Consider the following 16,133-nt stretch of genomic DNA (forward strand, 5'->3'; position numbering starts at 1 on the left):
AGGGTGATGGCATGGCTGAGCGACCTCTGACCCTGATGGCGGTGCACGCCCACCCCGACGACGAGGCGACGAGCACCGGTGGTGTTCTTGCCCGCTACGCCGCCGAGGGGGTAACGACCGTGCTGGTGACCTGCACCGACGGGCGATGCGGGGATGGCCCGGGTGGGGTCAAGCCGGGCGAGGAGGGGCACGACCCGGCCGCCGTCGTGGCGATGCGTCAGGCCGAGTTGGAGGCCAGCTGCACGACTCTGAACGTCACCCACCTGGAGACCCTCGGCTACGCCGACTCCGGGATGATGGGCTGGCCGACAAACGACCTGCCCGGCGCGTTCTGGACGACGCCGGTGGCGGACGCGGCGGCCCGGCTCGCGGAGCTGATTCGGCGCTACCAGCCGGACGTGATCGTCACGTACGACGAGAACGGTTTCTACGGCCACCCGGACCACATCCAGGCCCACCGGATCACCATGGCCGCCGTCGAGCAGACCGACGTCCCGGCGAAGGTCTACTGGACCACGGTGCCGCGTACGGCGTTCGAGCAGTTCGGTCGGATCATGAAGGAGCTCGGCGTCGAGTGGGCCGAGCCGGACGCGGCGGATGAGCCGGGGCCGCAGCTCGGCCTTCCCGACGACGAGATCACCACCTGGGTGGACACGAGCAAGTACGGCGCGCAGAAGTTCGACGCGCTGGCCACTCACGCCAGTCAGACCGAGAACATCTTCTTCCTGCAACTGGGCCAGGAGCGGTTCACCGAGCTGATGGGCATGGAGACCTTCCTCCGGGTCCGGGACCGGACCGGCGCGCCGATCCCCGAGGACGACCTCTTCGCCGGTCTGCGCTGACCGGTCTCCCCCAGCGGCACCAGGCATCGTCGGCCCTCGCGTCGACGATGCCTGCGGCGTGCGCCGCGCTGACGTCACCGGGCGCCGCGTGGCCGCACGGCCGCCGGTTGCCGGCCTGCGGCCGCCGAAAGTTTCGACCGCTGGCCGCTCAGGGCTGGGCAGGTCATGTGATGAATTTCCGGAAGTTTTCAGCGTTGACGCCCAGACATAGATCGGCTTAACGTTTCGAGCAAGTTTCCGGTTTCCGGCCGGAACTACCGGCGTCACCCGACCAACGCCGGACCCTCACCTCCTAGATCGACATCTATCTATTGAGCGTCTGGAAGGGAAGGCACATGAAGTTGAGACAGTGGTCGACCGCCGGCCTGGTCGCCGTCGCGACCATCGCCACGCTGAACACGGTGCCGGCGACCGCGAGTCGGCCGTACGACCCCACGACGCAGAGCCTCGGCACCCTCGGCCTGCGCCACGGCCTGCACGTCGGCACCGCTGTGAACATGGATGCCCTCAACGACGCCGACGACCCGCAGTACCGCAAGCTGGCCTCCACCGAATTCGCCTCGGTCACCGCCGAGAACGTGATGAAGTGGGAGAGCCTGGAGCCCACCCGCGGCAGCTACAACTGGGCGCCGGCCGACCAGTTCGTCGAGTTCGCCAAGCGCAACCGGCAGAGCGTGCGCGGCCACGTGCTGGTCTGGCACAACCAGCTGCCCGCCTGGCTGACCAGCGGCGTCGCCGACGGCTCCATCAGCAAGCAGGAGTTGCGCGAGCTGCTGCGCAAGCACATCACCACTGTCGTGAACCGCTACAAGGGCAAGATCTGGCAGTGGGACGTGGTCAACGAAGCCGTCAGCGACCCGTGGGACACCCCGTCGACACTGCACTACAAGGGCTTCTGGGCGCAGAACCTCGGGCCCGGCTACATCGCCGACGCGTTCCGGTGGGCGCGGGCCGCCGACCCCAAGGCCCTGCTGTTCTACAACGACTACAACATCGAGGCGTTCGGCTCGGGCAACGCGGCGGACGACAAGACCCAGTTCGTGTACGACATGACCAAGAGCCTGCGCGCCCAGGGTGTCCCGATCGACGGCGTCGGCTCCCAGGGCCACCTGGGCACCCAGTACGGCAACTTCGACACCCTCCAGGTGACGGCCGCGCTGAAGAAGTTCGCCTCGCTCGGCGTCGCGACCGCGTTCACCGAGGTCGACGTCCGCAGCCAGCTGACGGAGGGCGTCCAGGCGGGCAACTCGGAGGAGATCAACCCTCGGCTACAGGCGTCGGCCGCCAACTTCAGCGTGCTGATGAAGGCGTGCCTCGCCGTGCGCAGCTGCCTGTCGTACACGGTCTGGGGTTTCAGTGACAACCATTCGTGGGTGCCGGGCTGGTTCGACGACCCGCCGGAGGGCCTGGCCACCATCTACGACGAGAACTACCAGCCCAAGCGGGCGTACCAGGAGTTGAAGTCCGACCTGATCTTCGCTGGGCCGCCGTACGTCCTGCCCCGCATCGCACCCAAACCCCGCCGCTGACGCACCTTTTCGCCGTAGGGCCGTGTGGAGCTTCCCGAAGCTCCACACGGCCCTTGTGGCCGCCACGGACGTCGACGTTCGACTCACGTTCGGTGGTTCCGTGCCGCCATCCGGACGCCATCGGACGGCTGGTGCCGGTTCTACCGGTTTATTGATGGTGTTGGTGTCACTATGGCAGGCGTGGGAACTGCGAAAACTGCCATGCCTGCGATCTCGCCGCTTACCGGCGATCCCATCAAGCGGGCCGATGCCGAACGGCTAGCGGGGGTGCTGAAGGCCTTCGCCGATCCGGCGCGACTCCGGTTGCTCAGCCTGATCCAGTCCGCGCCGGAAGGTGAGGCGTCCGTTAGTGACCTCACCTCGGCGCTCAATCTCTCCCAGCCGACAGTGAGTCATCACCTTCGGATCCTCACCGAGGCCGGCCTCCTCGAACGCGACAAGCGCGGGGTCTGGGCGTACTACCGCCTGGTGCCCGCCGCGATCGCGCAGATCGCCGACCTGTTGACGCCGCCGAGGAAGCGGGCGACGAAGAGGGCCCGCTGACCGGGCCGGGAGGCTGGCTCGTCACATCCGCTCCAGCGTGCGGATGCCGAGCAGGTGCAGCCCCTGCCGCAGGGTCCGGGCGGTCAGCTCGGCCAGCAGCAGGCGGCTCTCCCGCAGCTCGTCCGCAGCACGCAACACCGGGCAGCGCTCGTAGAACGCGTTGAACGCGGTCGCGAGTCGGTGCAGATAGCCGGCGAGCTGATGGAACTCGAGACTCCGCTCCACCTCGCCTACCACCCGGGCGAAGCCGAGCAGCTCGACCGCGAGCGCCCGCTCTTCCGGCTGCGCGAATACAATTGTCGCGTCCGGCCGCGCGGCGGTCCCGGCCCGCCGCAGCACCGACCGGGTCCGGGCGTACGCGTACTGCAGGTAGGGCGCGGTGTTGCCGTCCAGCGCGAGCATCCGCTGCCAGTCCAGGACGTAGTCCTTGGTCCGATCGACGGACAGGTCGGCGTACTTGATCGCGCCGATGCCCACCGCCCGGCCGATCTCGTCGGCGGCCGCGGCGTCCAGGTCCGGGTTCCTGCTCCGGGCCAGGTCGGTCGCGCGGGCGACCGCCTCTTCCAGCAGCCCGACCAGCTTCACCGACCCGCCGGCCCGGCTGCGCAGCATCCGCCCGTCGGCGCCGAGGATGGACCCGAAGCCCAGATGCTCGGCCTGGGCCGGCGGGCGGAGCCAACCGGCCGCCTGGGCAACGGCGAACACCATCGCGAAGTGTTGCCGCTGCGGTAGGCCCACGACGTACAGCAGCCGGGTTGCTCCCAGCTCGCCGACGCGCTGCCGCAGCGCGGCCAGGTCGGTGGCCGGATAGCCGTACCCACCGTCGCTCTTGCGCACGATCAGCGGCAACGGTTCGCCGTCCCGGCCGCTGAACCCGTGCGGAAACACGCAGTCGGCCCCACCGCTGGGCAGCAGCAGCCCCAGCCGGTCCAGGTCGTCGACGACGCCCGCGAGAAGGTCGTTGTAGGCGCTCTCGCCCCGGAAGTCGTCAGCGGACAACGTCACGTCGAGCAGGTCGTACACGGTCAGGAAGTACCGCTCGGACTGCGTCACCAGCAGCCGCCACAGCCGCCGGGTCCGCTCGTCACCGCCCTGCAACGCGACCACCCGCAGCCGCGACCGTTCCCGGAACGCCTCGTCCGCGTCGAACTTCACCCGGGCCTCCCGGTAGAAGGTGTCCAGGTCCCCCATCGACAGGTTCTGCGCGGCTTCGGCCTCACCGAGGTCGACCAGATGCTCGATCAGCATGCCGAACGGTGTCCCCCAGTCACCCAGGTGGTTGACCCGCACGACCCGGTGCCCCAGCCAGTCCAGCAGCCGCACCGCCGCGTCGCCGATGACTGTGGAGCGGAGATGCCCGACATGCATCTCCTTCGCCACGTTGGGCGCCGAGTAGTCGACCACAACTGTCTGCGGCGTCGCCGTCGGCGGCACGCCGAGCCGGGCGTCGCCCGCCAGCCCGGTGACCAGGTCGGCCAGGGCGAGGTCGCTGACCGTCAGGTTGAGGAAACCCGGCCCGGAGACCTCCGCCGACACGCCGACGTCGTCGAGCACCGCGTGCGCCACCACCGCGGCGGCGATGTCCCGCGGCGGGCGACCGAGCCGCCGGGCCAGCGCCAGCGCCGCGTCGGACTGGAAGTCCGCACGCGGAGACCGCCGCACGAGCGGGTCGACCGGACCGCCGGCCACCGCCGCGAACGCCGGTGCCAGCCGGTCGGACAACAGCTTTTCAAGATCCATGAGTACGCCGATCTCGCTCGGACTCGCGCTGTCACGCGAGCCGTTGACGGGGAGATGCGGGCGGACCGAGGACGACCAGCGAACGACCGGCGGCTCGATCCGCCGGTCGCAGGAAACAGGTCAGCGCGGGCGGGCGACGGATCGCCGGCGTCGCCCCGCACCGACCTGGACGTCACACGACAGTCCGGTGGTGCACTGAGCGATTACGCTGGTCATGCGGGGCATCATAGCCGCCCGGCCGGTGCGACGACACATCCATTCCCGTGGTCCGGTCGATCTCCGAGGCGCCGCGTGGTCGTTTTGGCCGGCCCGGCGCGGGGAACTGCCTCGGGATACACAAGGGGTGACAATGAGCCGATACGCACCACTGCTGGCGGCCGATGCGCGACGCGCGCTCGTGCTGCTCCCGCTGCTCGCGACCATCGCACTGACCGCTGCCTGCGCGGCCACCGAGGACGGGCCGCCCGGCTCCGCCCCGGCGACGACCGCCCCGGCCACCGCGACGGCGTCAGCGCCCCCGACAGACCCACCATCCCCGAGCGCGAGCACCCCGGTGACCATCCCGACCTCCGCCTTCGTCGAGCTGCCCGCCGAGCTGCGGAAGTCTCCTCGACGGACGACCCCCGTCGAGGAGGCCCTGCCGAAGCTGTGCGGCAACGAGTTCGGCACCGGCGGCCGGCAGGTCACCGCGAGCGCCGCGATGACAGTCACCTACCAGACGGCCGGCGCGCCCTCCAGCAACGTGCCGCAGGGGATGATCCACCAGACCATCTTCACCTTCGACGGCGACGGCGCCCCGGGTTACCTGAGCCGTCTCCGCGCCGCCGTGCAGGCGTGCCCCTCGTACGACCAGTCGGGGAACCGCGTCACCGTCAAGAGCAAGGCCCTGCCCGGTGTCGGCGACGAGGCGTTGCTGCTGACCCGGACCTGGCCCGAGACGAGCCTGAACGGCGAACTCACCGGCGACACCGCGTCCAGCCAGATCGCCGTGGCCCGCGTCGACAGCGTGGTGACGGTCTTCAACGACCAGGGGTGGGAGGGCACCAGCGGCAACCCGGCCACCCTGGATCGGGTCGTGCGCGACGGCGTACGCACCATCGACGCCTGGCAGCGGTAGCTCACCCAGCCGCCGCCCGCGCGGGGGCTGCACCGATCGGTTCGATCCATGGTCAGATCATGGACAGCGGGACGCTGGCCGCGCTCGCGCCGGCAGACTTGGGGATCTCGGTCCACAGTGGCGGCCAACGGCCGGACACGGCAGCCTGTCGGGCCATCAGCGGTGATCGGTGGAGGAGGTCGTCATGTCGGATGGTCAGGGAACGAAGGCGCCGTGGCTTCCGCCGCGGTGGTTCATCCGGACGGCCTGGTCGGTGCACCGGGGCCTGTACCGGGTCACCGGCAGCCGGGTCGGGCTGTGGCGACCGCGCGAGAACCGCTGGGGCACGTTGCGGCTGACCACGATCGGTCGCCGCACCGGTCAGCAGCGCGGCGTCATCATCGCGTACTTCGAGGATGGCCCGAACCTGGTCGGAGTGGCGATGAACGGGTGGGGCGAGGGCGCCCCCGCCTGGTGGCTCAACCTACAGGCCCGCCCGGACGCGTCCGTCGAGATGGTCGACGGGCGACGGCTGGTCCGCGGTCGCGCCGCCACCGGTGACGAGCGGTCGCGACTGTGGCCACGCTGGAGCGAGGCCGACAAGAACTTCGACGCCCACGCGACACGGCGATCGTCCGAAACCACTGTGGTGGTGCTGGAGCCCAGATCCGATGGCGACTCCCCGACGCCAGGTCAGCGGCCGAACGCGAGGTAGAGACCGAGGCCGAAGTTCACGACCAGCACGATCGCGCCGATGACCGCGAACAGGCGCTGCCACGCCGTCCACCGCACCGTCCTCTGGGACTCGACGATGCCCGCCTCCTCCACCCGGACCGCCGCGATCCTGTCCCGCTCACTGATGTCACGGCGGCCCGCGGTCACGTTGGCGCTGAACAGGGCGACGTTGGCACGTAGCTCCTCGGTGAGAGACCGGAGCGCCTGCGTCATCGAGTCGATCGAGCCGTTGATCCTTCGCAGGTGCTCGTCGTGGCCCTGCAGACGCTGCTCGATCCGGCCCGCGTCCAGACCGCGGGCGTAGGCAGCCGCCGCTTCGTCCGCGTTCTCCTGGATGGTCATCGCCGATCCGTCGTCCACGAGAACGCGGCTCCGATCCCGCCCCCGGGTGGGACCGTTGAAGTCGTCAGGCGGATGGACCGCCGGGGCCTGGTGCTCGTGAAACGCATCCGCCACCTCCTACTGACCTCGCACCACGCGATGCGGTGCAACAGTCGTACCACTCGCAGGCCCCGAACGCTACTGCTCGGATCCGACAAAACCGCAGGTCAGAAGGCCAGCGCGGGTGGGCTGAGGCAGCCAGGGGACGGTCTTCAGTGGGCACTCGGTCCGGGTCGCTGCAGGACGTCGAGACGCGCTTTCAGTGCCGTGGCGATCTCGCCCGCCGCGACGATCTGCTCCGGCGTGAGGGCGTCGACGAAGAGCTCACGAATGGCACGCAGGTGGGGGAAGGTGGCCCCCTTGAACGCCTCGGCGCCGGCCGTAGTGAGCTGCACCTCCGCCCCCCGGGGAACGGTCGCGCACTCCTGGCGGCGGATGAGACCGCGCCGCTCCATCCGTCCGAGGTGGTGGGAGAGCCGGCTTCGCTCCCACCCGATGTGCGCGGCAAGTTCGGACGACCGCATGGCCTGCCCCTCCGCCTCACTGAGGGCGAGGAGCACTGCGTAGTCCCCCGTCGAGAGCGAGGAGTCGCTCTGTAGGCGGGACTCGAGCCGGGAGCCGAGAGCAGCAGTCGTCTCGATGAAGTCCCGCCAGATCCGCAGCTCGTCGGTGGTCGGGAGTTGGCGTCCGCCCCGCCGGCCGGGTGTGGCCTCCGTCATCTCACTCTCCTGGGAATTGACGTGTCAATCGCCAAGTTAGCATCATTGACACGTCAACCGGTAGGTCCGCTCCCGCAGGCCGCCGGCGGATTGCACCGAGGAGGAGACGATGGCAGCTGCAGACTTCGAGCTGGGGCTCAACTCGTTCGGGGAGGTGGCCACCGACGGCGACCGGGTCCTGAGCGACGCCGAAACCGTACGGCTACTCGTGGACGAGGCACGGCTCGCCGAGTCGGCCGGAATCGACGTGTTCAGCGTCGGTGAGCACTACCGCGAAGGTCACAACGACTCGGCGACGCCCGTGTTGCTGGCGGCGGCCGCGACGGCGACCGAGCGGATTCGCCTCGGCACCTCGGTCACCGTGCTCAGCACCAACGACCCGGTACGGCTCTACCACGAGTTCTCCACCCTCGACGCCGTCTCCAACGGCCGCGCCCAGATGGTCCTCGGGCGCGCGTCGGCGACCGAGTCGTTTCCGCTGTTCGGTTACGACCTGGCCGACTACGAGCGGTTGTTCGAGGAGAAGCTCGACCTCTTCCTGCGACTCCAGCGGGACGAACCGGTCACCTGGTCCGGCACGGTGCGAAGCCCCCTGACCGCGCAGCGCCTGCACCCACGGATGCGGGCCGGCGGCATCCCGACCTGGATCGGTGTCGGGGGAAGCCCGAACTCGGTCATCCGCGCCGCCCGGCACGGACTTCCACTCATGCTCGCGATCATCGGCGGGCGTCCCCAGCGCTTCGCCGGCCACGTCGACCTCTACACCAGGGCGCTCGAACAATCCGGGCATACCCTGCAGCCAATCGGGCAGCACTCACTCGGCCTTGTCGCAGACACCGACGAGGAGGCGGTGGAGACGTGGTGGCGATACTGGCAGCCGGTCGTGGCGGCCCTGGCCGCCGAACGCGGCTTCTACAAACCGGACCGCGCGCGCTACGAGGCCGAAATCGACCACGGGGCGCTCTTCGTCGGTTCACCCGAGACGGTGGCGCAGAAGATCGCCACTGTCGCCCGCGACCTGCGGCTGAGCCGCTTCGACCTGAAGTACGACATCATGCACCTGCCCCGCGAGGCACGCGCGCGCACCATCGAACTGCTGGGCAGTGTGGTCGCGCCGCGGGTCCGGGAGCTGCTCGCGAAGGAGCCCAACCATGTCTGATCTCTTGTTCGGCCTGGACACGTTCGGCGACGTACCGCAGGACGACGCCGGCAAGCTCGTCTCCCACGCGGCGGCGATCCGGCAGGTCGTCGACGAGGCTGTGCTCGCCGACCAACTCGGGGTCGACGTCATCGCCCTGGGCGAGCACCACCGACCCGAGTACTCGGTCTCCACACCGGAGACGGTGCTGGCCGGCATCGCCACCCGCACCTCGCGGATCCGGTTGGCCTCCGGCGTGACGGTGCTGAGTTCGGACGACCCGGTGCGGGTGTTCCAGCGCTTCGCCACAGTGGACGCGCTGTCGAACGGCCGAGCCGAGGTCATCCTCGGTCGCGGCTCGTTCACCGAGTCGTTCCCGCTCTTCGGTTACGACCTGCGCGACTACGACACGCTGTTCGAGGAGAAGATCGAACTGTTCGTGAAGTTGCTGGACGAGAAGCCGGTCACCTGGAGCGGCACCCTGCGCGCCCCGCTGGAGAACGCCGACGTGTTCCCGAAGACCGAATCGGGTCACCTGGACACCTGGGTCGGCGTGGGTGGCTCGCCGCAGTCGGTCGTCCGCACCGCCAAGTACGGGCTTCCGCTCATGCTCGCCATCATCGGCGGCGCCCCCGAGCGCTTCGCGCCCTACATCGACCTCTACCGCCGGGCGGCCGACCAGCTCGGTACGACCGCGCACCCGGTCGGCATGCACTCGCCGGGCTTCATCGCCGACACCGACGAGCAGGCCAAGGAGATCTACTGGCCGCACTACCGGATCATGCGGGACCGGATCGGCAAACTCCGGGGTTGGCCGCCGATCCGCCGCCAGGAGTTCGACTCCGAGGTGGAGAACGGATCCCTCTACATCGGTTCGCCGGAGACGGTGGCCCGTCGGATGGCCCGTGCGATCCGCAGCCTCGGCGTCGGCCGGTTCGACCTCATCTACTCGGCCGGAGCGCAACCGGCGAGCGCCCGCATGCGCGCGGTGGAGCTCTACGGCTCGAAGGTGATCCCCATGGTCCGCGAACTGCTGGCCTGATCAGCACCTCCCAGCGAAAGGACGACATGAACGACAACGACCGGAGCCGGCCTGCGACCCTCGGCATCCTCGGGGCCGGCAAGGTGGGCACGGTGCTCGCCCGGCTCGCCGTCGCCGCCGGCTACCGGGTACGGGTCGCCGGCTCCGGCGACCCGGCGAAGATCGCCCTCACCGTCGAGGTCCTCGCCCCGGGGGCGGAGGCCACCACGTCGGTCGACGCGGCGGCCGACGCCGACATCGTCATCCTCGCCCTGCCCCTGGGCAAGTACCGCAGCGTTCCCGCCGAGGCGTTGCGCGGCAAGCTCGTCGTCGATTCCATGAACTACTGGTGGGAGATCGACGGCATCCGCGACGACCTCACCAACCCGCGTACCTCGTCGAGCGAGACCGTCCAGGCGTTCCTGTCCGGCTCGCGCGTCGTGAAGGCGTTCAACCACATGGGCTACCACGACCTGGAGGACGAGGCCCGGCCGACGGGGGTGACCGGCCGCAAGGCCATCGCGATCGCCGGCGACGACAGCGCCGACCTCACCGAGGTCGCGGCCCTGGTGGACGCGCTCGGCTTCGATCCGGTCGTCGCCGGCCCGCTGGCCGAGGGGGTACGACTCGAACCGGGCAGCGAGTTGTTCGGCGCCAACGTGAGCGCCGACGAGGTACGCGCCATGCTCGACCGCTTCCCGCAGTCGGAGCGGGGGCGGACCATCACCGCGGCCCGGGCCTCGACCTCACCCGAGGCCGCCTAGCCGAAGGCCGCCTAGCCGAAGGCCGCCTTCGGTTCGAGGAGTTGGCCCAGGGCGTACTCCTCGTCGAAGGCGACCTGGCCGAGCGCCTCGATCGCGGCGGCGCGCATCCTGGCGAGGTCCGCCGCGTCGTCCGGGTCCGGTACCTGGCCGAGCGCCGCGAACGCGGCATCCGCGACACCGATCATCCGCGCCGCACGCAGGTGGTCACCCTCGGCGGACGCGAGCGCGGCACCCGCGACGCAGACGTACGGCACGAAGTCGGCCCAGCCGTTGTGGAACACCCGCTCGCGGTTCTCGGCGAACAGCGTTCTCGCCACGTCGAGGTTGCCTAGACCCAGCTCGCAGAACGCGAGGTTGTGAGATTCGGAGTTGACCGTCTCGGGTTGGCCGAGCGCCTCGTTGAGCGCGATGCTCTCCCGGTACAGGTCCCGAGCACGCAGCAGGTCGCCGGACATGCGCGCCACGGCGGCGAGCACGTGCCTCGGCCGTTCCTCCAGGGCCCGGTCGCCGGAGCGCAGCGCCACCGCGAGAGCCTCCCGGGCCCGCGCCTCTCCGCCCGGCAGGTCACCGCCGCGAATCGCGACCCGGGCCAGGCTGTACCGGGCCTCCACCTCGCCCGCCGGGTCGCCGGCCGCCTGGGCCCGCTCGATCTCGGCTTCGCTCATCCGCACCACGGCGTCGGTCTCGCCTCGGCGAAAGGCCGAGCGCACGTTCGCACCGAAGGTCATGTCCCTCTCCCCCATCACTGGCACCGCACAGCAGACCGTCAGCGTGCGTGAAACATGGTCCAGGTCTCCACGAGCGTGAAGCCCATCGACTCGTAGAGCGGCTGCCCCATCGCGCTGGTGTGCAGGTAGGCGGCGTCCGCGCCGGCCGCGATGCCGTCTCGCAGAACGGTCTCGGTGAGCACCCGGCCCAGGCCACGACCCCGGGCGGACGGAACGACGGCGATGTTGAACACACCGACCACCCCGGAGGTCCGCATTCCGAGCCCGGTGCCGACGGGCCGACCGGACTCCTCGGCCAGGTAGCCGGTGATGGGGTCGGCGTCGAGCACGGCACCACCCATCAGCGACCCGAAGAGGCCGTCGGGAACCTCGAAGCTGCGGGTGAGGGTCTCGGTGTAGAGGTCACTCTCGGCGGCGCCGACCTGGCGCACCGAGGGGCGCTCTGCCGAGCCGGCACGGAACGCGAGGTCACTCGCGGCGCAGGCCAGCAGGGGCAGTTCGGTGCGTTCGAGGAGGCCGTGTCGGGCCGCGAGGTCGGCGACCTGGTCGCTCGCCGCACCCCGGACAATGATCGACCAGTGCGCGGCCTGCCCGCCGACCTCGGTCGCCATCTCGTCGAGCGACCCGAGATCAGGCTCGGTGGACCTGTCGTAGGCCGCGTTGAGCGTGGCGACGCCGGCCTGGGTCACCCCCGCTCGGGCGGTGCCCCGCTCGGCGTACCCGCCCTTCGGGGTCACCCGGCACAGCGTCTCGAAGGCGTCGAAGTACGCCCCCGCCATCCGATCGGCGGTGATGGTCATGAGGGCCCCCTAGACCGGTCGTTCTGCTCAAGCCGACAAACCTAGCCACCAGGCACGCTGACCAGCAAATCCAGGATATGAGGACCGCCACCCGCGGTCCGGGTTCGAACCGATCAGGAATCGAGAAGCCCGAGACCGCCGAGCAACCTAGCCTTTCCCCAGGTGAACGGCCGCACGCCGCGACTGGACGACGAGAGGGAGCCCGAGAATGCCCGCGAAGACCACTACCAAGTCCGACGGCTTCAGCCCCGAGGAGCGGGCCGCCATGAAGGAGCGCGCCGACGAACTGCGCGCCGAGGGCAAGAAGGGCGCAAAAAAGGCGGACGGGCTGCAAGCCGTCCTCGACCGGATCGCGCAGATGGAGCCGGAGGACCGCGCGCTCGCCGAGCGCGTGCACGTGACGGTGACCGCCGCCGCCCCGGGTCTCGCGCCGAAGACCTGGTACGGGATGCCCGCCTACGCGAACGAGGACGGCAAGATCGTTGTCTTCTTCCAGGACTCCGGCAAGTTCAACTACCGGTACTCCACAGTGGGCTTCCAGGACTCGGCCAACCTCGATGACGGGGACCTCTGGCCGGTGGCGTACGCGTTGCAGCAGTGGAGCCCGGCGGTGGAGAAGAAGCTCACCGAGCTGGTGCGGGCAGCCGTTTCCTGACCGACGCCCGCCCCCTCGTCGGCTCGCTCACGGTGCAATGATCGAGGGCCCTAGCCGACGGAGACAGGTGGTGCGGACGATGCGGTATGGGCCGCCGGCGGTACGACGGGTCGCCCGATGACCGGCCGGGCCGGCGAGGTGTTCGAGACGAGTCGGGCAGTGTCCGACATCGAGTCGTTGCTCGCCGCGGACCTGCCCACGGGCGGCCTACCGGTCAGCGAAGGAGACCCGGTCACCGGTGAGTGGACCGGCACCCGAGGCGAGGGCTTTCGGATCGTCCCACTCTGGGAGAGCGAAGCCCTGACGGGTGTGTACGGCGCCGGATGGAACCAGGCCGAGGATGCCGCCGAGGCGAACCTGGCCCTCGTCGCAGCGGAGTTGGACCGGAGGTGGGGCGCGCACCGCAAGGTCTCCATGCGGGTGCCGCTGTTTCGGGATCAGGCCGGCGAACCGATGCCGGCACTGTTCCAGTCGCTCTGCGACCTGGACTGCTACGGCGACCTGACGATCTGGGGGCCGACGGTGACCGAGGGCCGGTGGATCGCGATCTCGGTCAACCAGAGTGACGGTGACGCCCCCATGATCATGACGGTGGTTGTCAGTCAACTACCGATCATCGAACTGACGGACTGACCCACCCCTGCGCCCACAGCCCGGTGCGGGGGCGGTCATCGACGTTGCCCCCCAGCTCCTATGGTTCGTGCATGTCGATCACAGACCACGCGCTGGCCATCGAGGCGGCGGAAGCTGGAGCCGCAGTTGTCCGCTCCCGGTACGGCTCGACGATGACGCGCGTCATGAAGACCGCCGGTGACTTCGCCACCGCCGCCGACGTCGAGGCCGAGCAGGCCATCCTCGACGTCCTGGGTAGGGCGCGCCCGGACGACGCCGTGGTGGCCGAGGAGAGCGGGCGCACGGGTACGGGCGACAACGGACGCACGTGGTTGGTCGATCCGCTGTGCGGCACGTTGAACTTTGCCGCACGGACCACGCTGGCCTCGGTCAACGTCGCTCTACGCACCGGGTCGGAGGTCACCGTGGCGGCCTCGGCCGATCCGTTCGCCGATGAGGTGTTCTGGACCGACGGCACCACCGCGTACGTCCGGGGTGCGGGGACTGACGAGCGACTCGTCCCGTCGGCCGAGTCGACCCTCGTCGACGTCAATCTCGACCCGCCCTTCCCCAACCGGGACGTCTTCCTGGCCGCCCGCCTGCTCGCGGACGAGGGCTTCACCGAACAGTTCCGCCCCCGGGTGGTCTCCACCAGCCTGGCCGTGGCCTGGGTCGCCGCCGGTCGCCGCGCCGCCTATGTGACGGACCGCCACGACCTGCGGAACAGCGTCCACTTCGCGGCCGGAATCGCGCTCTGCCAGGTTGCGGGCTGCGTGGTCACCGGGCTCGACGGCCAGCCGCTGCACGCCGGTGGGGACGGTCTCGTCGCGGCCGCGGACGAGCGGACGCACGCCGCCCTGCTGACCCTCATCCGGAAACAAGGCTCGTGATCGCTCGGTCTTGACATGAAGTGCGGTTTAGGTTCTAGCGTCCCTAGATGATCACGTCGGGGCCGCCGCGCCCGGGCGTACGTCAGCCGAACGCCCACCGTCGAAGGGATTCCGATGTACCTGTCCCGCCTTCTCCGCCCGCGTACCGTCGCGAGCGCCCACTGCGACCTCCCCTGCGGCGTCTACGACCCGGCGCAGGCCCGCATCGAGGCCGAGTCGATCAAGGCGATCTCCGAGAAGTACCAGGCCAGCGACGACCCGGAGTTTCGCACCCGCTCGCTGCTCATCAAGGAGCAGCGGGCCGAGCTGGTCAAGCACCACCTCTGGGTCCTGTGGACCGACTACTTCAAGCAGCCCCACTTCGAGAAGTACCCCCAGCTGCACGGCCTCTTCAACGAGGCGACCAAGCTGGCGGGTGCCGGCGGCGCGAAGGGCGCCGCGGACCCGGCGGTCGCCGAGCAGCTCCTCGGGAAGATCGAGGAGATCTCGAAGATCTTCTGGGAGACCAAGCAGGGCTGATCAACCGGCACCGGGTGGCGCGGGCCACCCGGTGCGGCGTACCACATTCGGGAGGAACCGCATGGAGTCGCGAACCGACCTCGCCGAAGACTTGATGAGCCGTTTTCCACACGTGCCACGGGAGGCGGTCCTCAAGGAGGACCTGCTGCGCGGCGGGCTGGCCTTCGACGACGCGGCGCTGACCGACAACGAGCACGGCGACGTCAAGCCGAAGTCGTACTTCATCTTCTCCTTCGATCACCGGACGCTGCCGGAGTTGGGAACGGCCGCGCTGCGCCGGCCACCCGAGGAGATCGTGCTGACCGGTGGCCCGTACGAGCTGCGCCGTACCGTCGTGTCGGTCCGCACCAACCCCAGCTCGCCGTACCGTGTCGGCACCGACAGCGACGGTCGACTGCGCCTGTTCCTGGACGGACAGCCGATCGCCGATGTCGGGCTACCCCCCATGCCGGCGTACTACCGCCACACGCTCGCCAACGGCAAGTCGGTGATGGAGGTCGCCCCGACGATCCAGTGGGGCTATCTGATCTACCTCACCGCGTTCCGGGTCTGTCAGTACTTCGGCGCCAAGGAGGAGTGCCAGTACTGCGACATCAACCACAACTGGCGGCAGCACAAGCAGGCCGGCCGGCCCTACACCGGGGTCAAGCCCGTCGACGAGGTCCTCGAGGCCCTGGAGATCATCAACCGGCACGACACCGACCGCGCGTCGCAGGCGTACACACTGACCGGCGGCAGCATCACCTCGCAGGTCGGCGGGCTGGCCGAGGCCGACTTCTACGGTCAGTACGCGCAGGCGATCGAGGAGCGGTTCCCGGGACGGTGGATCGGCAAGGTCGTGGCCCAGGCGCTGCCCCGGGCCGACGTGCAGCGGTTCCACGACTACGGGATCCGCATCTACCACCCCAACTACGAGGTGTGGGACAAGCGGTTGTTCGAGTTGTACTGCCCCGGCAAGGAGCGGTACGTCGGCCGGGAGGAGTGGCACCGGCGCATCCTCGACTCCGCCGAGGTGTTCGGCCCGCGCAACGTGATCCCGAATTTCGTGGCCGGCGTCGAGATGGCCGCCCCGCACGGTTTCACGAGCGTCGACGAGGCGATCGACTCCACCGCCGAGGGGCTTGAGTACTTCATGTCCCGGGGCATCACGCCCCGGTTCACCACCTGGTGCCCGGAGCCCACCACACCGCTCGGCCGAACGAACCCGCAGGGCGCACCGCTCGAATACCACGTCCGCCTGCTGGAGGTCTACCGGGCGACAATGGACGCCCACGGCCTGTCCAGCCCGCCCGGGTACGGCCCCGCCGGGCCCGGCCGAGCGGTCTTCTCGGTCAGCTCCTTCATGGACACCCTGCCGGCCACGGATTCGTGATGGGCGCCTGCGGGCGGGAGCGGCTTGGCCTGCCGCTCCCGCCCGCGCC

General features: G+C 69.8%; 18 protein-coding genes. 13 read left to right on the forward strand and 5 right to left on the reverse strand.

Features of this window, described 5'->3' with window-relative positions; all coding sequences use genetic code 11:
- The first annotated feature begins 11 nt into the window (after positions 1-11).
- From IW248_RS15690 to IW248_RS15700, 3 genes are all read left to right on the forward strand, one after another.
- The gene (locus IW248_RS15690; RefSeq protein ID WP_196927607.1) at positions 12-842 is read left to right on the forward strand and encodes a PIG-L family deacetylase; all 831 of its coding nucleotides are present in this window, start codon (positions 12-14) and stop codon (positions 840-842) included.
- Between the two features lie 335 nt (positions 843-1,177).
- Complete coding sequence (locus IW248_RS15695) at positions 1,178-2,371, forward strand: endo-1,4-beta-xylanase (protein ID WP_196927608.1); 1,194 nt, start codon at positions 1,178-1,180, stop codon at positions 2,369-2,371.
- Between the two features lie 201 nt (positions 2,372-2,572).
- Positions 2,573-2,914, forward strand: coding sequence for an ArsR/SmtB family transcription factor (locus IW248_RS15700; RefSeq protein ID WP_030333934.1), 342 nt, complete (start codon positions 2,573-2,575; stop codon positions 2,912-2,914).
- Between the two features lie 21 nt (positions 2,915-2,935).
- On the opposite strand, the gene argS is transcribed toward IW248_RS15700, so the two are convergent.
- Positions 2,936-4,654, reverse strand: a complete 1,719-nt coding sequence (argS, locus tag IW248_RS15705; protein ID WP_196927609.1) for an arginine--tRNA ligase — start codon at positions 4,652-4,654, stop codon at positions 2,936-2,938.
- Positions 4,655-5,003: 349 nt separating this feature from the next.
- On the opposite strand from argS, the gene IW248_RS15710 reads away from it, so the two are divergent.
- Both IW248_RS15710 and IW248_RS15715 read left to right on the forward strand, forming a co-directional pair.
- Positions 5,004-5,771 carry a hypothetical protein gene (locus tag IW248_RS15710; protein ID WP_196927610.1) on the forward strand — a complete coding sequence of 256 codons (768 nt, stop codon included), beginning with the start codon at positions 5,004-5,006 and terminating at the stop codon, positions 5,769-5,771.
- 184 nt (positions 5,772-5,955) lie between these two features.
- Positions 5,956-6,465, forward strand: coding sequence for a nitroreductase/quinone reductase family protein (locus IW248_RS15715; RefSeq protein WP_196927611.1), 510 nt, complete (start codon positions 5,956-5,958; stop codon positions 6,463-6,465).
- Here IW248_RS15715 and IW248_RS15720 read toward each other — a convergent pair.
- Positions 6,444-6,827 carry a hypothetical protein gene (locus IW248_RS15720; RefSeq protein WP_196927612.1) on the reverse strand — a complete coding sequence of 128 codons (384 nt, stop codon included), beginning with the start codon at positions 6,825-6,827 and terminating at the stop codon, positions 6,444-6,446. The two genes, IW248_RS15715 and IW248_RS15720, sit on opposite strands and share 22 nt — an antisense overlap.
- 251 nt (positions 6,828-7,078) lie before the next feature.
- Positions 7,079-7,585 (reverse strand): MarR family winged helix-turn-helix transcriptional regulator, encoded by a 507-nt coding sequence (locus IW248_RS15725; protein WP_196927613.1) that lies wholly within the window; start codon positions 7,583-7,585, stop codon positions 7,079-7,081.
- Between the two features lie 109 nt (positions 7,586-7,694).
- On the opposite strand from IW248_RS15725, the gene IW248_RS15730 reads away from it, so the two are divergent.
- Genes IW248_RS15730 through IW248_RS15740 form a run of 3 tightly spaced genes read left to right on the forward strand, consistent with a single transcriptional unit; the run spans position 7,695 to position 10,508 of the window.
- Complete coding sequence (locus IW248_RS15730; RefSeq protein ID WP_124820246.1) at positions 7,695-8,744, forward strand: LLM class flavin-dependent oxidoreductase; 1,050 nt, start codon at positions 7,695-7,697, stop codon at positions 8,742-8,744.
- A complete protein-coding gene (locus tag IW248_RS15735; RefSeq protein WP_196927614.1) occupies positions 8,737-9,765 on the forward strand; it encodes an LLM class flavin-dependent oxidoreductase in 1,029 nt (342 codons plus the stop codon). Before IW248_RS15730 ends, IW248_RS15735 begins: the two co-directional genes overlap by 8 nt.
- Positions 9,766-9,791: 26 nt before the next feature.
- Positions 9,792-10,508, forward strand: a complete 717-nt coding sequence (locus IW248_RS15740; RefSeq protein ID WP_196927615.1) for an NADPH-dependent F420 reductase — start codon at positions 9,792-9,794, stop codon at positions 10,506-10,508.
- 11 nt (positions 10,509-10,519) lie between these two features.
- On the opposite strand, the gene IW248_RS15745 is transcribed toward IW248_RS15740, so the two are convergent.
- Both IW248_RS15745 and IW248_RS15750 read right to left on the reverse strand, forming a co-directional pair.
- Positions 10,520-11,236, reverse strand: a complete 717-nt coding sequence (locus IW248_RS15745; RefSeq protein ID WP_196927616.1) for a tetratricopeptide repeat protein — start codon at positions 11,234-11,236, stop codon at positions 10,520-10,522.
- 38 nt (positions 11,237-11,274) lie between these two features.
- Positions 11,275-12,036, reverse strand: coding sequence for a GNAT family N-acetyltransferase (locus IW248_RS15750; RefSeq protein ID WP_196927617.1), 762 nt, complete (start codon positions 12,034-12,036; stop codon positions 11,275-11,277).
- A gap of 208 nt (positions 12,037-12,244) precedes the next feature.
- Between IW248_RS15750 and IW248_RS15755 the strand changes: the two genes are divergently transcribed.
- The 5 genes from IW248_RS15755 (at position 12,245) to IW248_RS15775 (ending at position 16,084) form a co-directional block, all read left to right on the forward strand.
- Positions 12,245-12,691, forward strand: coding sequence for an iron chaperone (locus IW248_RS15755; protein WP_196927618.1), 447 nt, complete (start codon positions 12,245-12,247; stop codon positions 12,689-12,691).
- 117 nt (positions 12,692-12,808) lie between these two features.
- A complete protein-coding gene (locus IW248_RS15760; RefSeq protein ID WP_196927619.1) occupies positions 12,809-13,324 on the forward strand; it encodes a hypothetical protein in 516 nt (171 codons plus the stop codon).
- A 71-nt stretch (positions 13,325-13,395) separates the two neighbouring features.
- On the forward strand, positions 13,396-14,193 hold the full coding sequence (locus tag IW248_RS15765) for an inositol monophosphatase family protein (RefSeq protein WP_196927620.1): 798 nt from the start codon (positions 13,396-13,398) through the stop codon (positions 14,191-14,193).
- Between the two features lie 114 nt (positions 14,194-14,307).
- Entirely contained in the window at positions 14,308-14,712 is a 405-nt protein-coding gene (sodN, locus tag IW248_RS15770) for a superoxide dismutase, Ni (protein ID WP_196927621.1), read from the forward strand.
- A gap of 61 nt (positions 14,713-14,773) precedes the next feature.
- Positions 14,774-16,084, forward strand: a complete 1,311-nt coding sequence (locus IW248_RS15775) for a radical SAM protein (RefSeq protein ID WP_196927622.1) — start codon at positions 14,774-14,776, stop codon at positions 16,082-16,084.
- The last annotated feature ends 49 nt before the right edge of the window (positions 16,085-16,133 follow it).

It is taken from the genome of Micromonospora ureilytica, assembly GCF_015751765.1.
In the GTDB taxonomy this organism is placed as follows: domain Bacteria; phylum Actinomycetota; class Actinomycetes; order Mycobacteriales; family Micromonosporaceae; genus Micromonospora; species Micromonospora ureilytica.